The sequence below is a fragment of the Marinobacter sp. bablab_jr008 genome (assembly GCF_016464145.1).
In the GTDB taxonomy this organism is placed as follows: Bacteria; Pseudomonadota; Gammaproteobacteria; order Pseudomonadales; family Oleiphilaceae; genus Marinobacter; species Marinobacter nauticus.
The window spans coordinates 49,713-71,077 of the sequence record NZ_JACDWW010000075.1; the positions used below are offsets into that span (position 1 = coordinate 49,713).

The window sequence follows — 21,365 nt, forward strand, 5'->3', positions numbered from 1 at the left end:
CGATAGGAGTCCTAAGTGCGCCCTTCGCCTTTCTACGCATTCCAAAAGAGATGCGTAGGCTGCGGGAACGTTGGGCTCAATCTGAGATTCCCGCTTCTTTGTTAGAATAACAAAAACAATCAAATATCAAGGAGCAATAGGCTATGACTAAAAAGACGCCGGAACAGAGAATTGCTGAGTTAGACAAAAAGCGGGCGGAGATTGAGGCAAAACTTAAAGCTGAGAAGGAAGCGATCGTCAGAGCAAAGCGGCGTGAGCAGGCGAAAATTTTGAATCAGAAGCGAAAAGAAGACACCCGAAGGAAGATACTTATCGGGGCACTGCGTTTAGACCAGTTAAATAAAGTGAGCGATGAGGAGGAAAAAAAGCGGGAAAAACACCGGCTTAAAAAAGAGATGGATCGGTTCCTGACTAGGAACGAAGATCGCAAGCTATTTGGTCTAGCACCGATACTTGATAGGAACGTAGGGTAAGCGTAAAACTCATAGGTTCACCGGTTCCTGGCCTTGCTACCTCGATTTACGGCGGGATGATCCAGGAAACGCTCAATTTCGTGATTGCCCATCACCTCGGGGTGCTTCTTTTCATTGAACAGAATGAACTGGCGGACCCAGTAGAGATCGGTTTTCTCGGTTCGATAGCTACACTGCTTCGACCTGATTTCTGTACGAACCGATTGCAGAACCGGTGATTTTGACACAGTCACCCCTCGGTGCCTAAAAGCTGTATACTCGTACAGCTATAATGAAAAAGCCTCGAAAATGCCAAAAATTCTGCGGTTCAATTTGCATGGCGCTGAGCTCTTTTCAGAGAGCACCCTAGTAGCCCATTGATTTAGAAACGAAAAATTTTGGCCTTTTGGATTTAGCTTGCAGAAACGTGCAACAATAACCTGCCTACAAACCTTTCACAGAAGCAGTACAGGAAAAGCGGGTAGGAATCAGAGGGTAAGGGCATGAAAAGTAGAGGTTATTCGGGCTGTGACACAATTTTGGATGGGGTGGTGGCGTTGCTGTTTAATGAGAATTCAAACTAATAAGCTGTTAGCCATTCGAGATTGCCGGGATTTTATCCTGTCGCTCGAACAGAAAAAGTTAGGCATTTGTGAGGTCGACAGGCAAGTGAATACCGGTTGAAAGGGAAGAAATCATGGCACGATTCAATTCTAACCAAATCAAACAAAAGATGCGCCAAGCGGAGCAAAAGCTAAAGCAACAGATGCGGCAAGCAGAGCAGAAGTTGCAACGCGAGGTGGACAAGGTGAACCGCGAGAATAAAAGGAAAGTTGACGCTTATAATCGCCGTGTCGACTCTCATAACAGGAAAGTAATATCTGACTATAATTCGGAGGTTAGGAAGCGGAATACACATAATAGGCAGGCCATTGCAGAGCTCAATCGTCAGCTTCGATCTGGCTCAAGCGGTGTTCGATACACCGAGCCTGAACAGCAATTAGCCGACCGTGTGCATACGGCAGTAGGTCAGCTCGATCCACGAGAATATGACACCTTCCTCAGTTACGCTCGCATCGATGGAGGGGATGTTGCATCCGCCCTTCGTGAAGCTCTCGAAGAGTTAGGTGTTGCAGTTTGGTTTGACGAAGTAGCCATTATACCTGGCCGCAGTCAGTCGTTGCAGATGGATGCTGGCCTTCGGAAGGCTCGCTCGGGCATTGCCCTTCTTACGCCGGCCTATCTCACGGGCCGATTCTGGACAGAAAGAGAGCTCGGTGCTTTGTTGGGGAAGAATGTCCTGATTCCGGTTCTTCACAACGTGACATTCGAGGATGTAAGAAAATACAGTGGTATTCTACCTGACCTTGCTGGTTTCACGACCGAGCAGGATTCGGTCGAGGATATTGCCAAGAAAATCGCAGCGGCAGTAATTGTCGATGAGGCCGTGTGACCAATCCAAAGAAGCGAAACTGATTCGGCAGAAGGATTGTTTTTGGAAGGCCGGGGGCTAACAATGCCATCAAATTCGTTCCGGCCTGTGGCCTCCACCGGACGCCTTTGTCAGGGCGCCGTTTATGGCTGGCGTGCAAAGTCTCCTTCTATCGAAGCCTGAGAAAGGAAATCGATGAATTTCATTCGAGAAGTGGTTTGGGGAGTCCTAGGTTGGGTCTGGCTTGTGATAACTGGCTTGGCGTCAATAGCTAGCTGGCTTGGGCTTCCTTCAGGTATCAGTGATCGTGAACGAGTCCTTGTCGTTGTAGCTCTAGCGTCTGTATTGGCAGCGGTTATGCTCCTATACAGGTGCCATCAGATTTATGCTCAAGTCAGAGCGCCGGTGACGGTTCGAAAGATTGCGGATGGCAAACATCATTACCTCGGGTCGATGGTCCTGATACTAGACCGTTCAAACTGGATTCATGCGGAACAAATACTGGTACTTCTCCAAACAACTGATGACGTCCAGACACCCTTGGCCTTATTAAGGGTCGAAACGTTTACAACTAAAAAGTTCCCCCAATGTGTGGTGCTGAGGTCGTTAACTAACGAAAATCTTAAAGATTATTTGTCAGACCAGTCTCGATGGGCAAGCATGAGTGTCGTGCCAGAGATACGGTCCCGGTTTCTAGAGGATAATGCAGATGTCGACTAAGCAAACCGAAGCCGATGATGTTGTTTTTGAGGGTCGAATCGCTCAAATCATTGATGACCATCGGATCGTTATCAACAAAGGCCGCGAGCACGGTGTCCGTGTAGGGCAGCGCTTCCTGATCTTGGCAATCGGTGATGAGATATTTGATCCTGAAACCAATGAAAGCCTGGGTCAGGTGGAGGTCGTCAAAGGGAGAGGCGAGGTTACTCACGTGCAAGAAAAAATGTCGACACTCCAAACAACGGAAACCCATGAAATCAGGCGGAAGCCATCTACGTTATTTGCTCTAACGCAAGGAGCGGAGGTCACTCACGAGCCAAAAGCATTCATTGACCCAGAGATAGGCGATATTGCTCGGCGCCTTTAAAAGATTTGAACACGCCGCTGTTGCCGGACAATTTTTCCGCCGTTCTGCGGCTCCAAAATTGCCTCAAGGCTTCGCGTTATGTCCTAAGGAGATCTAATGGCGAACGATGATCTGTTTCCGAGCATTCTGCCGCCGGACTGGCGGCCACCAGTAGATCCAAACTCAGCGGATGAGTTTCACCGCCGCCTGATCTCATGGATCAACGATTTTCATCGGTCACTTGATGATGAGCATGAAGTGGGAGCAAGGCTAGTAAGTTTTGGGCAATCTGTAACATTCCATGTTGAGGACATTGGCTACTGGAACCCTTCGCTCATTTCGTTTCACGGAACAAACGAGAACGGCGACCCCGTTGAGCTAATTCAACATGTTTCACAAATTAGTGTTCTTCTGGTTGCCTTACAGCGCGAAAATCAGGATCAGCCTAAGCGACCTATTGGTTTTGCCAGCTGGGAAGAGTATGACGCAAGCAAGAAATAACCAGGCCATGCACTGGATGCCAGAACCTCTGCTTCGCGGCGGTTTTGCCACCGGTGATGGCGAGCGTTATGCCCTTTGAGGCACAGAGTAGATTTCGGCCTAAATGGTTCTAACAGAGAGAGTTATGCAGAAAGCAAAAGAATCAACTTTTCTTAGTGAACGAGAAATTATCGAAAATAACTTCTCAGAGAGACTTGAAGAGTACAAAATCAGTTCAACGACATCGCCATTGCTGATGCTTGGCGATGCACTAGGTGTTCTTAAAGAACTCCCAGATGCATCAATAGATTGTGTAATAACCTCACCCCCATATTGGGGTAAAAGAGAGTACGACAACGGTGGGATTGGCTTAGAGCCGGATTATCGGGACTTCGTTAAGGATTTATGCGCTATTTTTCTAGAGCTGAAGCGTGTTCTAAAAGATGATGGGTCGTTCTGGCTCAACATAGGGGACTCATACAAAGCGAAGAAGTTACTTGGGATTCCTTGGCGTGTGGCATTTGAACTAACCGATAATCAAGGGTGGATTCTTAGGAATAGCGTCATATGGAACAAAGTTAAGAGCGGTATGGATAACACTAAAGATCGGCTTGGTAATGTTCATGAGAATGTGTTTCATTTTGTTAAAAAAAATAAGTATTACTATGATGCCGACTCAATAAGATCTAAACCTCGCCAAACAAAGGTTGTAAATGGGGCAGTAGTTTCCGCAACCGGTGTTTCAGGAGTCCGTTATAAGCGTCAGATAGAATTATCAACAGCATTAAACGATGAAGAAAAGTTATCGGCTCGTGAAGCTCTAGATAACATCTTATCTGATGTTGCAGAAGGCAGACTGTCAGACTTTAGAATGGTTATTCGGGGACAACAACGATCTACGCACTCGGACAAAGAGAAGGTTTCTGGCCGTGCAAAAGAGCTTCGAGACAAGGGTTTTTATTTCCTTAAATATCATCCAAAGGGAAGTAAACCAACAGATGTATGGGACATTATTCCAGAAGATACGCAAAAACGAGATGCTCATTTTGCGCCATACCCAGAGGATTTGTGTAGGATTCCCATTTTAGCTACATGCCCAGTTGATGGGATTGTGTTAGACCCCTTTTGTGGTACCGGAACGACTCTTTTGGTCGCGAAACAGTTAAATAGAAAATCCATTGGTATTGATATATCCAAACAATATCTTGATATGTCCGAAGAACGGAGTTGGTCGCTTTTATGAGTAAGGTTTTGGAACTATTTGGCCAATCTACTAAAGTCGCCAACGAAAACTGGCAGACTATTGTGGATGAGCAACAATGCCCATTTTTAGGTAAGACCTGTTACAAGGTCAGAAAAAGTAATCCGGAAATTTCGATTGGAACATGTACTGTCTTGTATGGCAAAGAAGAGAATCCAATAATTATTTGCCCTACGCGGTTAATTGATAAGCGTAAGATATTTACTGATTGCCTTCACTTATTGACCACGCATGAGCCGGGAAATGAGTTGCATATTGTTCCGGAAGTATCGATTCCAGGCGGTAGCGTTGATTACTTCTTGGTTTCTGCAAAAAATGGAAAGGTGAAGGATTTCGTCGGAATTGAACTACAAACACTTGATACAACTGGCACAGTTTGGCCTGAACGGCAGCGTCTTCTAAAAGAGTTGGATATAGACCAAGAAGGAAATGGTGAGGATTCCAAAAAGTCTTTTGGCATGAACTGGAAAATGACGGCAAAGACTATTTTGGTTCAGATGCACCATAAAATTCACACATTCGAGCATGTGAACAAAAAACTTGTTTTGATCGTCCAAGATAAGTTATTGGATTATATGAAAAAAGAGTTCAACTTTGCTCACTTAAGCAACCCAGCAAAGATTGGCGACTCTATGCATTTTCATGCGTACAGCATTTCTGAGCAAAAATCATTAGAATATGCAATATCAATGGAAAGGCGGCTGAGTACAGATGCAGATGGGATTGGCCAATGCTTGGGGTTGCAGGCCGAAGCAAAAGTTGAACTACAGCAAATCCTGAATGCGCTTGAGTCGAAAATTTCACATCGAACACTATTTGCACCCGTGTAGCGTAGTCAAGAGGATTGGAATAACAATCGGCTGTTGTCGGGCGTTATCCTCGAATCTTAATGTCCGCTTTGCTACCGGAGCGATCCCTCTTGGGACTAAACAAAGCGGACACTCAGAAACGACCGAAGACCATGATCCTGGGCCGCGTGAGCCCGTTGGAGTCCGCTCCACTTCGCTGGAAGACCAGACACCATGGGAATATTGCGAAACACCAGTGGGCGGAAAACTCTAATCAGCGGTGCAACTAAAACGGGGAAGTTTACAGTATGGCAAGAAAAAAGAGAGAAAAATTTTAATTTTTTCAATCGGAGTTTTTCATACTTTCTATTAGTTCTACCTAGTTCCGAATCGATTAAAAGGGTGCGATGCGATTTTGAATACAAATATTCTAAGATTTAAATGTAAAAAAATGTAAAAGTTTATTGAGTAAAAGAAATAATTGAAGGGTGCTGGATTAAAAAGCCTACCTTTTAGTACGGTTTCTCAGTTGATCAATAAACCGAGTGGTTTAAAGTCTTCAACTTGCTGTATATATTGATTTTTTTCTTTATTTATGCTAAACTAATTTCATTAGTTAACGAGTAATCTTAATTTTTAAAACTCTTTCAGAGTTAAAAAAATGTTTAAGAATTACTCTTTACTCCCTGCCACCTCTGACATCGTACCGCGCGACAGCGCACCAGTTTTTTGAATACAAAAAGAGGGGCGAAAATTTTTTTTTGAAATTTTAGAATTTACTGCACTAAAGTCCCAAAGTCTGGATTGATCCCCCTCCTGGTTTTAGGAGTTGAGCTGATTGTTTCAGAGGTTACGAACTCGATTGGTCGAGGCTTAGATTTACTAGCTGCTTTCTTCTGCATCCTAAACCTATGTTTCTATGGTTTGAAACATTTTTTCGAGCTTCTATATATTCCCGTTCAGCGATAAAGTACTTATAAAGTGGATGGTCTTTTTTGAGAGGTGGGCCGATACGCTTGTAGAACTGCCAGTCGTCGCCAAAGCATATAAAACCATTTCTATAGTGCCTAGATCTTAAATGCGGGTTCTGGACGGCTTGGTGAATAACAATGCCGACAGAGCTTTGGCCTTTCTCTAATTCTGAAAAAAATCGTCGGCAAATGCCTTTTCCACGAATGGACTCATGAAGCGTTATCGATTGTGAGATAAGAATAAGATAAGGCTCAGTGAACTCAAAGGTGTCAAGTGTGCAGCGTAGTTGAAGTCGGGCAGCCTGATTGCATTTTTGGAATTGTTCTCCAACCGGCAGGGAGTGGGTCCAAGCTAGAGCCTCATCTATTAGCTGATTTGCAGAGTTGAACAGCGACTTTTTTCTGGAAGAGAGGGGCATCCTTGAGGGCACCTTCAATATTGTGGATACATTAGATACCGGGAGTTATACTGAATAGCTGTCATATATAGGTATCTTTTTGACTAAAAAGTGGTGTTTGGACCAAAAGCCTAAGCCTTCCTTTTTAGTTGTAATTTAGGATTTAGTCAATATCGATAATTATGGGCTTATTGCTAGGTTCATATCTTTCAGTGCAGATGCTTGCGTTCGCAAATTTAATCGAGTCAAATTCTCGAATTCCGAAGCCGTAACCTTCGTGTATATGACCGCAGATATGAGCTTTTAATTTCGGTAACTGATCAATTCTTTGAGCGAGTGCGTGACAGCCAGCATGTTCACCAGTAAACGGTACCCAGTCAAATATTAGAAAAGCTGGGCTGTGTGTCACCAGGACTTCTATATCATCAGGTATTGCAGCGACGAGATCGCGACGTTTGGACTCGTCTGCGTTAAACGCCATGCTTCGAAATATTGGTTGCCAAGGGAATCCATAAAATCGAATTCCATCGATAATAGCTGTCTCACCGACGAGATATGTGATGCCGTGACTTTCACAGATTTGTCGAGACTGCGCTAGATCACGCTCAAAGCAATAGTCGTGATTACCTGCGATTAATACTTTTTTCTTGTGTGGCTGTCGGCCGTACCAATCTGCAAAGTTTTCAAGCTGCGCCAATGTACCGGAACCGGTGCAATCTCCAGCATGTACAAGGACATCTCCATCCGGGAGCGGAGGCATTTTGTCGTGACGGCTATGTGTATCGGATATACATACAAGTCTCATTTTTTGCGACGCTTTTTGAGCAGAAGGGGAGAGAACGACAACATTCTGGCCCATATTCTTGCTATTTGCTACGCAACTCATACTGGCATGCAGGATGTCCAATTCGGAACCATGTTCAAGGGTACAAATTCTTTGCGATGGTCCCGCCGAGAGCAGACACTCTTTAGTTCCGACAGTTTTCAATAAACTCTTCTATCCATGTTGCCTCGGCTTCTCGATACTGAAGCTTATATTTCATTGTTATTCGTGCAAATCGAGCAACATACCCGCATTGACCGGATGGAGGAAGCCATTGATCCGGTCCTTGGGCGCCTTTGCTGCGATTCAACGAGGCCTCCACTGGCCATAGATTAATGCCGTCGTTCGCGAACTGTTCCCGGTCACGCCTGGTCCATTGATAGGCCCCCCGATGCCACGCCCACGCTAACGGCACGACGTGGTCTATGTCTATGTCAGAGGCATTTTGTATAACTTGATTCGTAAAAGGGCTTATCCAGCGGCCCCTCACTACTCGACAGCGTTTATTCGAAGCAAATTCTACTGGGGTGGTAGATGTAGCGATTAATGCTTCAGCGCGGCTGTCTTGGCAATCTCCATCAGAGTCGCTCCAACCATGGCCAAACTTTGAGCGATCGTAATCCTGGGGCCCACTTGATCGCTCCTGTTGAGCATCTAAAGCGGCAAAAGAGATTCCTTGGGGTAATTCGCCTCCGGCATCTAAACAGCTCTCCAGTGAGTCATATGCTTGGTAGTTTTTTGTTCTGTCGTACCAATTGCTTTCGGGAGGATGACAAAGACCGCTTTTTGACATCTTCACTGGTGATGCAAGAGTGGAGAAACTCAGCGAGACAGCTATTACAAGAGCTGACAAGGCAAGAGCCTTGGTAGCTCGGTGAATAGCGTTTACTTTCTCTTTACGATAACGGCGTGGTTCGACAAACACTGCGGGTTTTCGCGACATAACGGCTTAATTCAGAATTGGATGGCCTAAAGCAAAGATCAAAACACTGAAAGGTAGAGTCTTGCAGTGTTCGGGCGTGGTGAAGTCTACCTACAGTTGAGAGTTGCCACCACCAGTGAGGTAGTGTTTCCCCATTCTTATGGGCACTAAAAATACTTGAGAAGAAACCAGAAGGTGTATATATTGCACTGTACAAGCGTGTTTTTTTACTAAATTTATTTTCCGAAAATATGTGCGAAAAAGGCTATATAAAACAGGCGCTTAAGTGAATTTTTCTGAGGGAGAGTATCGAGGGTTCGAATCCCTCCCTCTCCGCCAATACAAAACCCCAGCAGAAATGCTGGGGTTTTTTATTGGCCGATTGGGTGGGTAGAAGCACCCTCGCGGGTTCGACCGAAGGCTGCGCAGCAGCCGCAGGAACGTCGGAGCAAAGCGACGACGGCCCCGAAGGGGTGAGGGCCGCAGGCCCGAATAATCCCTCCTATTCTTAGGCAACTCCTATCGACTGCAGGATAAACACCCCGGTAGTTACCGTCACACTCGCCAGCAAGGTCGTCAGCGCGATAATGTTTGCTGCCATGCGATCGTTGCCGCCCAGAGCCTTCACCATCACGAAACTGGCCGCTGCCGTTGGGCTGGCGAAGAACAGGAACATGAGCCCGAGTTCGCGCCCTTCAAAGCCGGCCAGCCAGGCTACAAGTGTGCACAGGGCCGGCAAAGACACCATCTTCCAGATGGATGATCCCACGGCCGGGCCGCTGTCACTGCGGATGGATTTCAGTGAGACCGTTGCGCCGATACAGAGCAGGGCGAGGGGCAGCGTTAGCGAAGCAAAGTAGTCGCCGCTGGTCATTACCCATCCGGGAAGCCTGATTTCAAGGGCTGCAAAAGGAATAGCCAGCACTACGCCGATGATCAGTGGGTTTCTGGCAATGTCTCGCAGGGTGTTGGTCAGGCTCATGGTTTTACCGGGCTGATACGCCAGCAACACGATCACCGATAACGAGTTGTAGACCACAATCACCAGAGCCAGGAGCAGGCCCCCGGCCGAGAGCCCATAGTCGCCGTAAAGGTTGGCTGCCAACGCCAGACCAACGATGCCACAATTGCCCCGAAACGCGCCCTGGACATAAACCCCGCGATCCTCTTGCCGGACCCGCTTTGTTGCCCAGAACCAGACAAGGGCAAAACTGGCCAGGGTCGCCAGGAAGTAAAAGATCAGCATGCTGATGCTGAGGGTGGTATCCAGGTCGGCTCTGATAATGCTCAGGAAAACCAGGGTGGGGAGCGTGGCCTTGAAAACCAGAGCAGAGGCGGTGGCGATGAAGCCCTGGTCAATCCAGCCAATGCGCCGAAGACCGATGCCGATAAAAACCATGGCGAATACCGGCAGCGTAGTCTCCAGCGTGTACAGAAAGGTATCAAGAAGACTGCTCAATGTGTGGTCCTGAAGTCAGCGAATTCCTGAGTGGCGGGCAGTTCCTGGGTTGCAACCTCATCGACCACAGCGCGTTCCGGGCCTTCGTGACACCATTCATGCAGTGCCTTGAGCTGAAGTAGATCGCCCTCGGCCATGATTTCGACCCTGCCGTCCGGTAAATTTCGTACCCAGCCTGTCAGGCCCAGTTCCAGGGCTTTCTGTTCGGTGGATGCCCGGTAGTAAACACCTTGTACTTTGCCGCTTACCAGCAAGTGCCAGCGATTGATGGTCATCGTGTTCCTCCTTGCGTTGATTGCAAGCAAAAAGGCCTCCGCAAGGGAGGCCTGTGACACCGAATTATAACGTCTGTCAGTCAAATGTTCTCGACCGTACGGTGTCTGGTTTAAGGAAAGGCTTGTCTCCGGTGTTGTCGTGGTCACCCAGTAACTTGCCATCGGATTCCCGAACCTGACCATACATGGAATGTTTGTGGAAAGTAGGCCCGAATTTTTCAGCGGCTTCCTTCACATCGCCCGTGTAGCGCGGATCTTGTGGTCGCTCCTGGCTGTCCATGTAGAAGGCGATATCCCAGGCTTCCTGATCAGTCAGGGAGTTGGGCTGCCCCAATGGCATGTTGTTCTTGATAAAGCCAGCTGCGGTATGCAGGCGCACAATACCAGCCCCCCAGTTGTTGGACATATCGCCCCAGGGGGCCGGGAATACGGTGTGGCCGTCGATACGCAGGCCTGTCCCATCTTCAGCGTGGCACACCGCGCAGTTTTCCTGGTACAGCTTTTCACCGTTGACGTAGCTCAGTTCGGCTGGCCGCTCCGGAGCCGGGAAGCCCCGGCCATAGATCGGCTGTTTGGGGTACATCTCCACGCCTGTCGCCAACCACTGATGGTAGGCCGACAGTGCCAGCATGTTGTCACTGCCGTATTCAAGGGGCTTGCCGTTCATGGAATAGGTGAAGCAACCGGCAATCCGTTCTTCCAGGTTGTTTACATGGCCATTTTTGCCGCGATAGCCGGGCAGGGTAACGGCAGCCGGCCAGATGGGCGCACTGAAAGGCATCCGGCCTTCACCCAGGTGGCAGCTTGAACAGTTCATATTGTTGAACACGTTCTTGCCACGCAGTTGCTGGGTGTTGGTGAACAGGTCGTAGCCCCTGCGGATAACCTTTTTCAGTTCCGGATGGATGTCGGCTTCTTCCAGATCCGCCATGGTCGGTGGAATATGTACCAGCTGGTTGTCTTTCGGGGCAGGGAAACCCATCGAGGTGAGTTGGTCGATGTAGGCCTGGGTTTTGTCGTCATTGGCCGCCACAGTCACCGGGAGCATTACGCAGCCGGACAGGGTGACGGTTAGCAGTGTGCGCATCATGATCTTTGTCCCCTTAGTTGCTGGCGGTGTTCTGGTTGGCAAGCCAGACGGCGACCGCGTGAATGTCGGTATCGCTCATGCGGCGTGCAATGGAGCCCATAAGATCCTGGGGATCGTTCTTGCGGGTACCTTCCTTCCAGGCTTTCAGTTGTGCCTCGATGTAACCCGCGTGCTGGCCTGCAATGCCGGGAAATACGTCGCCAGCACCCTGGTTCCCGGGGCCGTGGCAGCTTTTGCAGGAAACAACGTATTGGGACCAGTCGCCACGCTGAGCCAATTGTTCGCCCCTGGTCAGAAGTGCTTCGTCGGCTTTTTGGCCGCCTTCACCAGCGGTGGGTTCAAGCTGGCTGTAGTAGGCCGCAACGTCGGCAATCTTTTGATCGTCCAGCATGTTGACGAAAGGCATCATGGTGGGGCTGGTCCGGGAGCCATCTTTGATGTCATGCAACTGTTTGGCCAAATAGGTGGCATTCAGCCCGGCCAGCCTGGGCCAGGATTCTCCACCTTCGATGTGTTTGCCGCTGCCATCGGCCTGGTGGCACGCTACGCAGAGGTTGGCGACCTCCTTGCCGTTTTGTGGGTCGCCAGATACCGCAGCAGATGCAATACCTGCCGTGGTGGCCAGCCCGATTGCGGCCAGTATCACTGGGAGTTTGCTCACGGTCGATTGTCTCTCTCTTGTTCTGAATAAGTACGCTTTAGCACTGATGGTTATGTGCTTATAGCTGTAGTGTGGCCTCAATTCTTGCTTGACGAAGGTCAATAATGCAAGGGAACCCCTCCGAAAGGCGAAGATGGAGATGCACATTTCGGGATTTTCGTTTACTGTCCTATTCAAAGAATGGCATCAAAGAGCCATCCTGCAAACGAATGAACAGGGACAACTATGGCGACCGTCAATCCATCTCAGGAAGAGTTACAGAAGATTCTTGATGAAATCCCCAAAGATCAGCCTGTTGTGATGCTGAATCTGCTTCGGTTCAGGGACAAGGCTGCATACAAGGATGACAGCGAAGACTGTTCCGGAAGGGATGCTTACAAGCGTTATATGACAGAGGCTGCCCGCAGTGTCTCGGAAGTTGGTGCCGAGGTGATCTGGTCTGGCCGTTCCGTCGGTTCGCTGATTGCGCCGCCGGATGAATCCTGGGATCAGGTGCTGCTGGTCCGCTACCCCTCCATTAACGCGTTTCTGGCGATGATTGAAAGCCCGGAATACAAGGGCGTGGTGAAGCACCGCACGGCCGCGCTGGAAGATTCCCGGCTGGTGGCCAATGTTGAGGGCACCCCCTGATTTTCGGGTGCCTTACAGAATGCCTGATTGCTGAATGGCCATGTAGGCTGCAGTGCCGGCCGCGATAGAAAGCAGCGCGTTTCTGCGCCACAGGTGAACGGCAACCACCAGTAATGCGGGTATCAGCGCATCTGCGCCAGGTGCCTGTGCCTGCCAGTCCGCAGACCTCTGCAAAAATACTGTGGCCAGTAATGCCATCACGGCTGCGGGCAGGAAGCGCCCGATGTGTTTGACCAGAGGGTGTTCCGTGTGCTTTTCAAAGAACAGGAAAGGCACCACCCGGGTCGCAAATGTGGCCAGGGCGGAGATGGCAATAAACGCCGCCAGGTAGCTACTTTCATCCACGATTTGCGTCTCCTGCCATGGTGTCGGTTCGATACTTCCGGTAGTGCAGAAGAAGCACTGCAGTAACCAGTACAATGCCTGCTATCAGTTGATGGGTTGCCGGCACCAGCATCATGGCAAACGCAGCTGCCGCCGCCCCCGCCCACACCGGAAACGAATCCCCCAATGCTTTCAATTGTTCGATTGTGAGCACAATAAACAGCGCCACGAGTGCAAACTCAATGCCGGTACTGTTGAAGGCGACAGTCTTGCCGAGTACCGCACCCAAGGTGCATCCGACAATCCAGTAGCCCTGGTTCATGGCCGTGATCCGGAAGTCCACATGCTGTTCCTGTTCGCGATTGGCCGAACGGGGGCGGCTGGTGAGCAGGGAATAGGTTTCATCGGTCAAACCGAAAATCAGATAGGCCTTACGCCAGCCGGCGCCACGGAATTGCCCCAGCAGCGACAACCCATAGAAGAGATGTCGAGCGTTCAGTACGAACATGGCAACGGCCACCTCAACCAGTCCGGCGTTGGCAGCCAGCAGGCTGACCGCCAGAATCTGGCCGGCACCGGCGTAGATAACAAGGCCCATCAAGGGAGCAATCCACCAGGGATAATCCAGTTGCGTGGTAAACAACACACCAAAGGCCATACCAAGGGGGATGTAGCCAAATAAAATCGGCAGGGTGAGCTTGAAAGCGTGGTGATTCATTAGCATCCGAACGGAAATAAAAGAGCGATGATAGAGATTTAGCAGTTATTTTTGAAGATCGCCAAACGTAGTATCGAAAAAATGACGCAAGCAAATACATAAAAGTGTCATAAAACGGGCATACCCTCCGACCGGGTACACCTGATCGGAGTTTTTATGCTGACCACTGTTCGCGCCAGAATCCTGGCGTTTGCGTTGCTGTCGGTGGCTGCTGTTGCCGGCCTCACGTTCATTGCCTGGATGATCATAGCGAAAGCCGAGCATACCTCGCAGGCACTGGTTGGAGAGAGTCTCGAGCAATCCTGGATGCTGGTTGATCTGGAGCAGGACCATCGACTGCTGCAGGATCTGGCTTACAAGATCAAGGCACAGCTTTTACTGTGGGACGAAATCGATCCTTTGTTCACCGAGTTGGAGCGCTCAATTCCCCGGCACTGGCAGAGGATTCAGCAGAATCCCGGGTTAGGCACCTGGTCACGGGACAATCGCGAGCAATATGACCGGGTCGTGGCGCTGATGGCGGACATGAAACAGGGAATAGGCCAGCGCAGCTACTATGAAGTGGGAAAAATCGTCGATTTTCAACTGTTCCAGGCGTTGGAGCCCATGCTGACGGCGATAACTGAGCGCCAGAGAGCCAGTCGCGATGGCGTTACTGCGAGCGCATCGGAACTGTTGCATTATCTGGCAGACCAGCAGAGGTTCCTGCTTGGTGGCGCCCTGGTCTTTCTTGCGTTGGTCGTGGCGATGACGCTCTGGCTACGGACTTCGGTGATCCTTCGCTTGCAGGCCATGGCCCGGGATGTGTCGGCCATGGAGCAGAACGCTGATCTAACCAAGATCCTCGCGGTAAAAGGTCGTGACGAGGTTGCCGGCGTGGCCGGAGCTATTGAACAACTGGTCCGGCGCTTTGAGGTGTTTGTTGAGGATGTTCGGTCAGCGGCTTCAGGCCTTGATGCACGCTCTGCCAGCCTGGATAACGGAGCGGAAGCACTTCAGCAAACCTCCGAAAGCACTCGTCGCCAGATTTCCGATGTGGCTCAGTCTATGGCTTCCATCGCGGATCAGGCGTCACAGATCGAACAGGCCACCGAGCACTCTGCAGCAACGGTGATGCATGCAGTCAATGCCAACAGCGAAGTCCGTGAGGGGCTGGCTAACAGTGAGAAAGGCGCTGACCACACGGTTGAGGTGATTGGACGGGTTTCTGAGTCGATCACCGCGTTGATAGACGCAACCGGAAAAATCGAGCAAGTCACCGGCGTGATCGCCGATATTGCCGAGCAGACCAACCTTCTGGCCCTGAATGCGGCGATTGAAGCAGCCAGGGCGGGCGAACACGGCCGGGGATTTGCCGTGGTGGCAGACGAGGTACGCACGCTTTCGCGTCGGACCTCGGAATCCACCGCCAATATTCGCCAGTGGGTGCAGGATCTTGTCGTGGGTGCAAACAATGCAGACTCACTGTTGGAAGATATGGCGGGCGCTGGCGAAATGAATCGCGCTAATCTGCATGCCCTGAGAGCGCACCTGGAAGGTCTGGCGGCTCAGTTTCATGAGCTGCAGCGTCAGAGTGAGAGTGTGCAGGGTGCGGTTGCCTTGCAGCGGGGTGAAATCGCGAGAGTGGGGCGTCGTGCGGAGGCTCTCGGTGAGAGTGCTGAGACCCTGACTCTGAATGTGGAGGATACCCGCCTTGTCAGTGAAGCGCTTAGGCAGGAATCGGTGGGCATGAAGCAGCTCATTGCCCGTTTCCGCACCCGCTCTCCAGAAACGTGATGATGTGTCTTCATCTGCGGGGGTTCTTGTCTGGCTCATAAAACCGTAACATACAGCGACTGACTGGAGGTTCTATGAGTAACGATGCATTGCAGCCTTCCGATCCGGACCCGCGAGAAGAAAAATTTGTAGTAGACACGGGTTTGCTTACGGCTGATCAGCTCGAGGGCCTGGCCGAGGAATACTGCACCCGTTATCACGGGTTGAATGACACCGAAAGTCCTCTGGCAGAGCGGGAGCACGTACTTGAAGCTGTGCGTAGGGGAGAACTGGTGGTCTGGTTCGATCCGGTTGAGAACACCGCCGGCCTGGGCTCCCCTTCCGGCAATAGTCTGTGATCAAGGTGCCCATTTTGGCAGTTTTTTTCATGCCGCCTACCGGCTGACGCTGCTAACCGTTACAATCGGCCTGTTTCCTCATACCTGACGGCGAGGTGAGTTTTGATCAGGGTATTGGTTGTTGATGACCACGAGCTCGTACGCTCGGGTATCACTCGCATGCTGGCTGACAATCCCGATATAGACGTCATTGGCCAGGCTTCGTCTGGCGAAGAGGCGATTGACTGTGTGCGTGAAAACCGTCCGGATATTGTCCTGATGGATATTCGCATGCCCGGTATTGGCGGCCTGGAGGCGACCCGGCGCATTCTTCGTATTGATGATTCCATTCGCGTTATCGTGGTTACCGCCTGTGCTGACGACCCCTATCCGGCCCGTGTGATGCAGAGCGGCGCCACCGCGTATGTCACCAAAGGCGCTGACATTCAGGAAATGGTGCGGGCCATTCGTAAAGCCCATTCCGGCCAGCGCTACATCAGCCCCGAAATTGCCCAGAAAATGGCACTGAAACAGCTCGGGGGTGAGCGGGATGAAGACGGCGAGCTGTCGTTGTTCGAGCGCCTGTCTGAGCGCGAAATGCAGATTGCCATGATGGTGGTGGATTGCCAGAAGGTTCAGGATATCTCCGACAAGCTGTGCCTGAGCCCGAAAACCGTAAACAGTTACCGTTACCGGATTTTCGAAAAGCTGGAGATTTCCAGTGATGTGGAACTGGCACTGATGGCAGTAAGGCTTGGATTGCTGGATGCCGACAAGGTCTGATCCCGAGCAATCTCCCGGGAAGTTCGACAGCCAGAATTTCCTGAAACAACTGACAGAACGCCCCGGTGTCTATCGTATGTATGACGATACCGGTGGCATCCTCTACGTGGGTAAAGCCCGCAACCTTCGCAAGCGCGTCAGCAGTTATTTCCGTAAATCAGGCCTGGCCCCTAAAACCGAAGCCCTGGTGGGCAAGATTGCGGCCATTGAAGTCACTATTACCGGCAGTGAAACAGAAGCGTTGCTGCTGGAACAGAATCTGATCAAATCGCTGCGGCCGCCCTACAATATTCTGTTGAGGGACGATAAGTCCTATCCCTATATCTATCTCTCCTCGCATTCGGATTATCCCTCGCTGACCTTTCGGCGGGGCCGCACCAAAAAGGGTGGTGGCATCTGGTTCGGGCCCTTTCCAAGCTCGGGAGCGGTCAAGGAAAGTCTTAATATTCTACAAAAGGTTTTCCGCATAAGATCCTGTAGTGAAAGCTATTTTAGAAACAGAACCCGGCCATGCCTGCAGTACCAGATCAACCGCTGCACGGCGCCTTGCGTCGGCTTTATCAGCCCTGAGGAATACCAAGAGGATATCCGGCACGCCAGCATGTTTCTGGAGGGCAAGAACCCGGCGATTATTCAGGACCTGATGCAGTCCATGGAGGATGCATCACGGGCGCTGGAGTTTGAGAAAGCCGCGGCGTACAGAGATCAGATCAACAATCTTCGCCATGTTCAGGAACAGCAATCCGTAGACGGTGAGGGAGGGGATGCAGATGTCATCGCCATTGCCCAGGATGCCGGTGTGGTCTGCATCGTTGTGATTATTGTTCGTGGCGGGCGGGTGCTGGGCACCAAGGATTATTTTCCTCGCTATTCCCTGGAACAGACCGAAGGCGAATTGCTGGCCTCGTTTCTGGGCCAGTACTATTTCGGTGGCGACACCCGGCGGGAGATTCCGCGCGACATCCTGGTGCCGGTGGCGGTAGACGGGCAGGAATTGTTATCGCAGGCCCTGTCGGAAGCCGCTCGACGGGAAACCCGCATTCGCGGCAATGTGCGGGGCGAACGCCGGCGTTGGCTGGAGCTGGCGATGACCAATGCCCGGCAAACCCTGCTGACACACCTCGCCAGCAAAGAAACCGTGTATCGTCGATTGCTGGCCCTGCGCGACCTGCTGGAGCTGACGGAAACACCTTCCCGTATGGAATGCTTCGATATCAGCCACAGTCATGGGGAAAATACCGTCGCATCCTGTGTGGTTTTCGACGAGAATGGGCCACTGAAAAGCGATTACCGGTTGTATAACATCCAGGACATAACCGCCGGCGATGACTATGCCGCTATGCGACAGGTACTCACCCGGCGTTACCGGCGGATGGTGAGCGGCGAGGGCAAGCGGCCAGATCTGGTGTTTATCGACGGTGGTAAGGGCCAGTTGAATGTTGCTCGTGAAGTGTTTGAAGAGCTTGGAATTTCCGATATCCCTCTGATTGGTGTCGCCAAGGGTGTGACCCGGCGCGCAGGGATGGAGCAGCTGATTGACGCCTTAACTGGGGCCGTATTCCGAGTACCGGCGGATTCTCCGGCGCTGCACCTGATACAGCATATTCGGGATGAATCCCATCGCTTTGCCATATCCGGACACCGGGCCGGGCGAGATAAAAAGCGGCGCCAGTCGACCCTGGAAGGTATCGAAGGGGTTGGGCCGAAGCGCCGGCGCGAACTGATTCGCTATTTCGGTGGCATCCAGGAACTCAGAAAAGCCAGTGTTGATGAAATGGCCAAAGTGCAGGGCATCAGCAAATCATTGGCAGAGACCATTTACGCAGCATTGCATGACCAATAGGAACACCATGAATTTACCGAACATACTGACCATGTCCCGTATCGTGATGATTCCGGTATTCGTGGTGATCTTTTACATGCCCATGCAATGGAGTTACCTGGTCAGCGCCATCATATTTGCTCTGGCAGGCCTGACGGACTGGCTGGACGGGTACCTGGCCCGCAAATTGAACCAGAGCACGCCGTTCGGCGCTTTCCTGGATCCGGTGGCCGACAAACTCATGGTGGCAGTGGCGCTGGCCGTCTTGATTGAAGAGTATTCGGCGGTACTACTGACTATTCCCGCCACCGTGATTATCGGTCGCGAGATTGTGATCTCGGCGTTGCGTGAATGGATGGCCGAAATGGGCAGCCGGGCCAGTGTTGCTGTGTCTTATATCGGCAAGATCAAGACCACCGCTCAGATGGCGGCCATTGTCGGGTTGCTGGCGTTTCCGCCGGGTAATTTCTGGGCTTATGTGGCCATCGGTCTGCTATACATCGCAGCAGTGCTGACCCTGTGGTCCATGATTCTCTACCTTCGTGCCGCCTGGGCTGACTTGTTTCCGAAAGAGGCAGGTTAATTGGCCGGAGGTTCCTGGGCCATACACTGGTGTGCCCAGGTGACTGTGGTCACGGATGAATGTGCACTGGCATTACTGAAGGCCTCCATCAACTCCCCCAGCGCGGTGCTTTGTGCGTTCGCACTGGCTTCATAACTCCTCACACACAAGCTCCGTCTGGTGCGATTATCCATGAGTTGCTGATGCAGCCTGATCACCACCCGTGTGCCAGTTTCACCATTCTCAGCATGAAATCCGGTCAGCTCGGAGACCAGGGTTAACTGCGACGTTGCCGGGCTGGTGTCAGTCATTACATTCTCGAACGCCCGACTTGCCCGGAAAGTTTCAAGCAGGTGATCGCGAACGACCACGGGAATGCTCTCCCGCCATCGGGCGCCTGCCAGGGCCCGGTATTCGTATGCCGATGGTTTAATCAGAATACGAGTGCTGTCCAGCGGGTCAGAAGCCAGTGGCGTATCTACCCGAAGGCTGGCCGGCAGCGACTGGTCAAATGCTGGCAAGTCGCTCGCTGGTGCCAGCTCCATCAGGCGAGGGGATTCGGGTACCGGGAATACCGTGCAGCCAGCCAGAATCAGGCTCAAGGCAAGAGCGAATACTACTTTCATTGTTCGTACTCCTTGATGCCGGCGCCGCCCCACAAGGTTCCGGTGGGGTCCTGTTCCAGCCTGCGGGTAAATGAGTTCAGGTTGCGCAAGGTGCTACGCAGTTCCCGCAGTGCCGGCGTGATTTCTCCCAGACCCTGAAGGCCGGCGTCCAGCGCCAGTTCATTATCGCCGGTCAGGGTGTCCAGCCGGTCCAGGGTAGGTTGAAGGGTAGTCAGTGCTCTGGACATGGCCAGGAGAACCGGTTCTACCCGTTCATCCAGTACCTCTCGGGACCTGTCTGCTGCGGCAGACACCTTGATAGCAGCTTCTTCGGCGCGTATTCCGGCCGCATCAAACTGGGCCATCAGCGCTTCCAGCTCGTCCCGACTGGCCAGCAGGGATTCACTGGCCTGGCGGGTGTTTTCAAGAATCTCGGCAATGTTACTCAGGTTGTTCTCGGACATCAGCTGGTTGGCACTCTCCAGCAACTGTTCGGCTTTACCGAGCATGGCCTCGCCGTTGGTCAGCAGGTTACTGAAGGCCGAAGGCTCGGCGGCTATCAGCGGTGGATTGTCTTTGTGGCCTTCCAGAATGGGGCTGTCTGGTGTGCCTCCGGTAAACTGTATGCTCATGCTGCCGGTTATGTTGGCCAGGACCAGGCCCGCGCGGGTGTTCTCCCGTACCGGAATATCCTGGTTCACCCTCACCAGTACCCGCACATGGGCGGGGTTGTCCGGCGCCAGGGTAAGATCCAGCACGTCGCCCACCGGGACGCCGGTATAGAGGACCGGGTTACCCTTGGCCAGCCCGCCAACCGGGTGATCAAACCCGATCCGGTAATAGGCCCAGTTGGTGTCGGTAGATGATTTTCCAAGCCACAGGGCAAACAGCAAGGCAGCGCTGACTGCCGCAAGCGTGAAGAATCCGATGATAACGTGATGGGCCTTGGGCTCCATTAACCGGGCTCCTGTTTGGTTAGCCTGTTGTGGGCTGTAATCGCCGCGCGGCCACGGGGGCCATGGAAGTAGTCCTGAATCCAGCGATCGTCGGTTTGTGCCACCTTTTCCAGAGTATCGGCAACCAGCACCCTGCGTTGAGACAGAACCGCAACACGGTCACAGGTGGTGTACAGGGTATCCAGATCGTGGGTAACAAGAAATACCGTCAGGCCCAGTGCGTTGCGAAGGGTGACAATCAGCTCATCAAAGGCGGCAGCGCCGATCGGGTCCAGACCGGCGGTTGGTTCATCCAGAAACAGGATTTCCGGGTCCAGCGCCAGCGCCCGGGCCAGGGCCGCCCGCTTGACCATACCGCCGGAGAGTTCGGCCGGGTATTTCGTGGCGGCTTCTGGTGGCAGGCCGGTCAATGCCAGTTTCATTCGGGCCAGTTCCTCCGCTTCGGCCCGCGACAGCCGGGCGTGTTCAATCAGCGGCAGCGCGATGTTCTGCTCAAGGTTCAGTGAGGTGAACAAGGCACCGCCCTGAAACAGAACCCCGAAACGTTGCTCATAGCGAGATCGTTCGGTGGCGGATAATTCCGTCAAATCTTCACCAAAAACGGTGATATGCCCGCCGGACGGTGGATTCAGGCCAACTATACTGCGCAAAAGAACGGACTTGCCGGTGCCGGAACCGCCGACCACACCCAGAATCTCCCGGGGATACAGATCCAGATCGAGTTTCTCATGAACGATGTGGCTGCCGAACCGGTTGTCGAGTGCGCGTACCTGTATGACCGGATGATCCGCCAT

The 21,365-nt window shown here is 51.8% G+C and carries 24 protein-coding genes; 12 read left to right on the plus strand and 12 right to left on the minus strand.

The window, feature by feature from the left end; all coding sequences use genetic code 11:
- The first annotated feature begins 143 nt into the window (after positions 1-143).
- On the plus strand, positions 144-473 hold the full coding sequence (locus JIF53_RS15350) for a mobilization protein (protein WP_199453177.1): 330 nt from the start codon (positions 144-146) through the stop codon (positions 471-473).
- Positions 474-490: 17 nt separating this feature from the next.
- Here JIF53_RS15350 and JIF53_RS15355 read toward each other — a convergent pair whose 3' ends face one another.
- Positions 491-700, minus strand: a complete 210-nt coding sequence (locus JIF53_RS15355; RefSeq protein ID WP_199453179.1) for a site-specific integrase — start codon at positions 698-700, stop codon at positions 491-493.
- 449 nt (positions 701-1,149) lie between these two features.
- Between JIF53_RS15355 and JIF53_RS15360 the strand changes: the two genes are divergently transcribed.
- From JIF53_RS15360 to JIF53_RS15380, 5 genes are all read left to right on the plus strand, one after another.
- Positions 1,150-1,905 (plus strand): TIR domain-containing protein, encoded by a 756-nt coding sequence (locus JIF53_RS15360; RefSeq protein WP_199453181.1) that lies wholly within the window; start codon positions 1,150-1,152, stop codon positions 1,903-1,905.
- A 688-nt stretch (positions 1,906-2,593) separates the two neighbouring features.
- The gene (locus JIF53_RS15365) at positions 2,594-2,971 is read left to right on the plus strand and encodes a FlgT C-terminal domain-containing protein (RefSeq protein WP_199453183.1); all 378 of its coding nucleotides are present in this window, start codon (positions 2,594-2,596) and stop codon (positions 2,969-2,971) included.
- Between the two features lie 96 nt (positions 2,972-3,067).
- Positions 3,068-3,451, plus strand: a complete 384-nt coding sequence (locus JIF53_RS15370; protein ID WP_199453185.1) for a DUF6173 family protein — start codon at positions 3,068-3,070, stop codon at positions 3,449-3,451.
- A gap of 124 nt (positions 3,452-3,575) precedes the next feature.
- On the plus strand, positions 3,576-4,673 hold the full coding sequence (locus JIF53_RS15375; RefSeq protein WP_199453187.1) for a DNA-methyltransferase: 1,098 nt from the start codon (positions 3,576-3,578) through the stop codon (positions 4,671-4,673).
- Positions 4,670-5,521 carry a NotI family restriction endonuclease gene (locus tag JIF53_RS15380; protein WP_199453189.1) on the plus strand — a complete coding sequence of 284 codons (852 nt, stop codon included), beginning with the start codon at positions 4,670-4,672 and terminating at the stop codon, positions 5,519-5,521. Before JIF53_RS15375 ends, JIF53_RS15380 begins: the two co-directional genes overlap by 4 nt.
- Positions 5,522-7,011: 1,490 nt before the next feature.
- Here JIF53_RS15380 and JIF53_RS15385 read toward each other — a convergent pair.
- From JIF53_RS15385 to JIF53_RS15410, 6 genes are all read right to left on the minus strand, one after another.
- Complete coding sequence (locus JIF53_RS15385; RefSeq protein WP_228285580.1) at positions 7,012-7,755, minus strand: metallophosphatase domain-containing protein; 744 nt, start codon at positions 7,753-7,755, stop codon at positions 7,012-7,014.
- A gap of 61 nt (positions 7,756-7,816) precedes the next feature.
- Positions 7,817-8,614 (minus strand): HNH endonuclease family protein, encoded by a 798-nt coding sequence (locus JIF53_RS15390; protein ID WP_199453191.1) that lies wholly within the window; start codon positions 8,612-8,614, stop codon positions 7,817-7,819.
- 487 nt (positions 8,615-9,101) lie between these two features.
- Positions 9,102-10,052, minus strand: a complete 951-nt coding sequence (locus tag JIF53_RS15395; protein ID WP_199453193.1) for an AEC family transporter — start codon at positions 10,050-10,052, stop codon at positions 9,102-9,104.
- The gene (locus tag JIF53_RS15400; protein ID WP_153740147.1) at positions 10,049-10,327 is read right to left on the minus strand and encodes an acylphosphatase; all 279 of its coding nucleotides are present in this window, start codon (positions 10,325-10,327) and stop codon (positions 10,049-10,051) included. Before JIF53_RS15400 ends, JIF53_RS15395 begins: the two co-directional genes overlap by 4 nt.
- Positions 10,328-10,403: 76 nt before the next feature.
- Positions 10,404-11,417: a c-type cytochrome gene (locus JIF53_RS15405; protein ID WP_199453195.1), complete on the minus strand. Its 1,014-nt coding sequence runs from the start codon at positions 11,415-11,417 to the stop codon at positions 10,404-10,406.
- 13 nt (positions 11,418-11,430) lie between these two features.
- Entirely contained in the window at positions 11,431-12,078 is a 648-nt protein-coding gene (locus JIF53_RS15410) for a c-type cytochrome (protein WP_153740145.1), read from the minus strand.
- 225 nt (positions 12,079-12,303) lie between these two features.
- Between JIF53_RS15410 and JIF53_RS15415 the strand changes: the two genes are divergently transcribed.
- Positions 12,304-12,708, plus strand: a complete 405-nt coding sequence (locus JIF53_RS15415; RefSeq protein ID WP_011784694.1) for a DUF1330 domain-containing protein — start codon at positions 12,304-12,306, stop codon at positions 12,706-12,708.
- Between the two features lie 12 nt (positions 12,709-12,720).
- On the opposite strand, the gene JIF53_RS15420 is transcribed toward JIF53_RS15415, so the two are convergent.
- Positions 12,721-13,053, minus strand: a complete 333-nt coding sequence (locus JIF53_RS15420) for a branched-chain amino acid transporter permease (RefSeq protein WP_183577982.1) — start codon at positions 13,051-13,053, stop codon at positions 12,721-12,723.
- Complete coding sequence (locus JIF53_RS15425) at positions 13,046-13,750, minus strand: AzlC family ABC transporter permease (protein ID WP_023008252.1); 705 nt, start codon at positions 13,748-13,750, stop codon at positions 13,046-13,048. Before JIF53_RS15425 ends, JIF53_RS15420 begins: the two co-directional genes overlap by 8 nt.
- A 156-nt stretch (positions 13,751-13,906) precedes the next feature.
- Here JIF53_RS15425 and JIF53_RS15430 point away from each other — a divergent pair, with 156 nt between their 5' ends.
- The 5 genes from JIF53_RS15430 to pgsA all read left to right on the plus strand — a co-directional run bounded on the left by JIF53_RS15430 (position 13,907) and on the right by pgsA (position 19,031).
- On the plus strand, positions 13,907-15,526 hold the full coding sequence (locus JIF53_RS15430; protein ID WP_153740144.1) for a methyl-accepting chemotaxis protein: 1,620 nt from the start codon (positions 13,907-13,909) through the stop codon (positions 15,524-15,526).
- 74 nt (positions 15,527-15,600) lie between these two features.
- A complete protein-coding gene (locus JIF53_RS15435) occupies positions 15,601-15,864 on the plus strand; it encodes a hypothetical protein (RefSeq protein ID WP_199453197.1) in 264 nt (87 codons plus the stop codon).
- A 102-nt stretch (positions 15,865-15,966) separates the two neighbouring features.
- On the plus strand, positions 15,967-16,626 hold the full coding sequence (gene uvrY / locus JIF53_RS15440; RefSeq protein ID WP_011784699.1) for a UvrY/SirA/GacA family response regulator transcription factor: 660 nt from the start codon (positions 15,967-15,969) through the stop codon (positions 16,624-16,626).
- Positions 16,610-18,469, plus strand: a complete 1,860-nt coding sequence (uvrC, locus tag JIF53_RS15445) for an excinuclease ABC subunit UvrC (RefSeq protein ID WP_011784700.1) — start codon at positions 16,610-16,612, stop codon at positions 18,467-18,469. The genes uvrY and uvrC overlap by 17 nt, the downstream gene beginning before the upstream one ends.
- A 7-nt stretch (positions 18,470-18,476) precedes the next feature.
- A complete protein-coding gene (gene pgsA, locus JIF53_RS15450) occupies positions 18,477-19,031 on the plus strand; it encodes a CDP-diacylglycerol--glycerol-3-phosphate 3-phosphatidyltransferase (protein ID WP_199453199.1) in 555 nt (184 codons plus the stop codon).
- Here the strand turns inward: pgsA and JIF53_RS15455 are convergent.
- Genes JIF53_RS15455 through JIF53_RS15465 form a run of 3 tightly spaced genes read right to left on the minus strand, consistent with a single transcriptional unit; the run spans position 19,028 to position 21,365 of the window.
- On the minus strand, positions 19,028-19,636 hold the full coding sequence (locus JIF53_RS15455) for an ABC-type transport auxiliary lipoprotein family protein (protein ID WP_199453201.1): 609 nt from the start codon (positions 19,634-19,636) through the stop codon (positions 19,028-19,030). The two genes, pgsA and JIF53_RS15455, sit on opposite strands and share 4 nt — an antisense overlap.
- On the minus strand, positions 19,633-20,571 hold the full coding sequence (locus JIF53_RS15460; RefSeq protein WP_199453203.1) for an MlaD family protein: 939 nt from the start codon (positions 20,569-20,571) through the stop codon (positions 19,633-19,635). Before JIF53_RS15460 ends, JIF53_RS15455 begins: the two co-directional genes overlap by 4 nt.
- Positions 20,571-21,365 (minus strand): ABC transporter ATP-binding protein, encoded by a 795-nt coding sequence (locus tag JIF53_RS15465; RefSeq protein WP_011784704.1) that lies wholly within the window; start codon positions 21,363-21,365, stop codon positions 20,571-20,573. The genes JIF53_RS15460 and JIF53_RS15465 overlap by 1 nt, the downstream gene beginning before the upstream one ends.

What these genes read in the sequence shown, in the direction of transcription:
- JIF53_RS15350 (WP_199453177.1), top strand. Translation starts at nt 144, where the DNA reads ATGACTAAAAAGACGCCGGAACAGAGAATTGCTGAGTTAGACAAAAAG.
- JIF53_RS15360 (WP_199453181.1), top strand. Translation starts at nt 1,150, where the DNA reads ATGGCACGATTCAATTCTAACCAAATCAAACAAAAGATGCGCCAAGCG.
- JIF53_RS15365 (WP_199453183.1), top strand. Translation starts at nt 2,594, where the DNA reads ATGTCGACTAAGCAAACCGAAGCCGATGATGTTGTTTTTGAGGGTCGA.
- JIF53_RS15370 (WP_199453185.1), top strand. Translation starts at nt 3,068, where the DNA reads ATGGCGAACGATGATCTGTTTCCGAGCATTCTGCCGCCGGACTGGCGG.
- JIF53_RS15375 (WP_199453187.1), top strand. Translation starts at nt 3,576, where the DNA reads ATGCAGAAAGCAAAAGAATCAACTTTTCTTAGTGAACGAGAAATTATC.
- JIF53_RS15380 (WP_199453189.1), top strand. Translation starts at nt 4,670, where the DNA reads ATGAGTAAGGTTTTGGAACTATTTGGCCAATCTACTAAAGTCGCCAAC.
- JIF53_RS15390 (WP_199453191.1), bottom strand. Translation starts at nt 8,614, where the DNA reads ATGTCGCGAAAACCCGCAGTGTTTGTCGAACCACGCCGTTATCGTAAA.
- JIF53_RS15400 (WP_153740147.1), bottom strand. Translation starts at nt 10,327, where the DNA reads ATGACCATCAATCGCTGGCACTTGCTGGTAAGCGGCAAAGTACAAGGT.
- JIF53_RS15405 (WP_199453195.1), bottom strand. Translation starts at nt 11,417, where the DNA reads ATGATGCGCACACTGCTAACCGTCACCCTGTCCGGCTGCGTAATGCTC.
- JIF53_RS15415 (WP_011784694.1), top strand. Translation starts at nt 12,304, where the DNA reads ATGGCGACCGTCAATCCATCTCAGGAAGAGTTACAGAAGATTCTTGAT.
- JIF53_RS15425 (WP_023008252.1), bottom strand. Translation starts at nt 13,750, where the DNA reads ATGAATCACCACGCTTTCAAGCTCACCCTGCCGATTTTATTTGGCTAC.
- JIF53_RS15430 (WP_153740144.1), top strand. Translation starts at nt 13,907, where the DNA reads ATGCTGACCACTGTTCGCGCCAGAATCCTGGCGTTTGCGTTGCTGTCG.
- JIF53_RS15435 (WP_199453197.1), top strand. Translation starts at nt 15,601, where the DNA reads ATGAGTAACGATGCATTGCAGCCTTCCGATCCGGACCCGCGAGAAGAA.
- uvrC (WP_011784700.1), top strand. Translation starts at nt 16,610, where the DNA reads ATGCCGACAAGGTCTGATCCCGAGCAATCTCCCGGGAAGTTCGACAGC.
- pgsA (WP_199453199.1), top strand. Translation starts at nt 18,477, where the DNA reads ATGAATTTACCGAACATACTGACCATGTCCCGTATCGTGATGATTCCG.
- JIF53_RS15455 (WP_199453201.1), bottom strand. Translation starts at nt 19,636, where the DNA reads ATGAAAGTAGTATTCGCTCTTGCCTTGAGCCTGATTCTGGCTGGCTGC.
- JIF53_RS15460 (WP_199453203.1), bottom strand. Translation starts at nt 20,571, where the DNA reads ATGGAGCCCAAGGCCCATCACGTTATCATCGGATTCTTCACGCTTGCG.
- JIF53_RS15465 (WP_011784704.1), bottom strand. Translation starts at nt 21,365, where the DNA reads ATGGCGGATCATCCGGTCATACAGGTACGCGCACTCGACAACCGGTTC.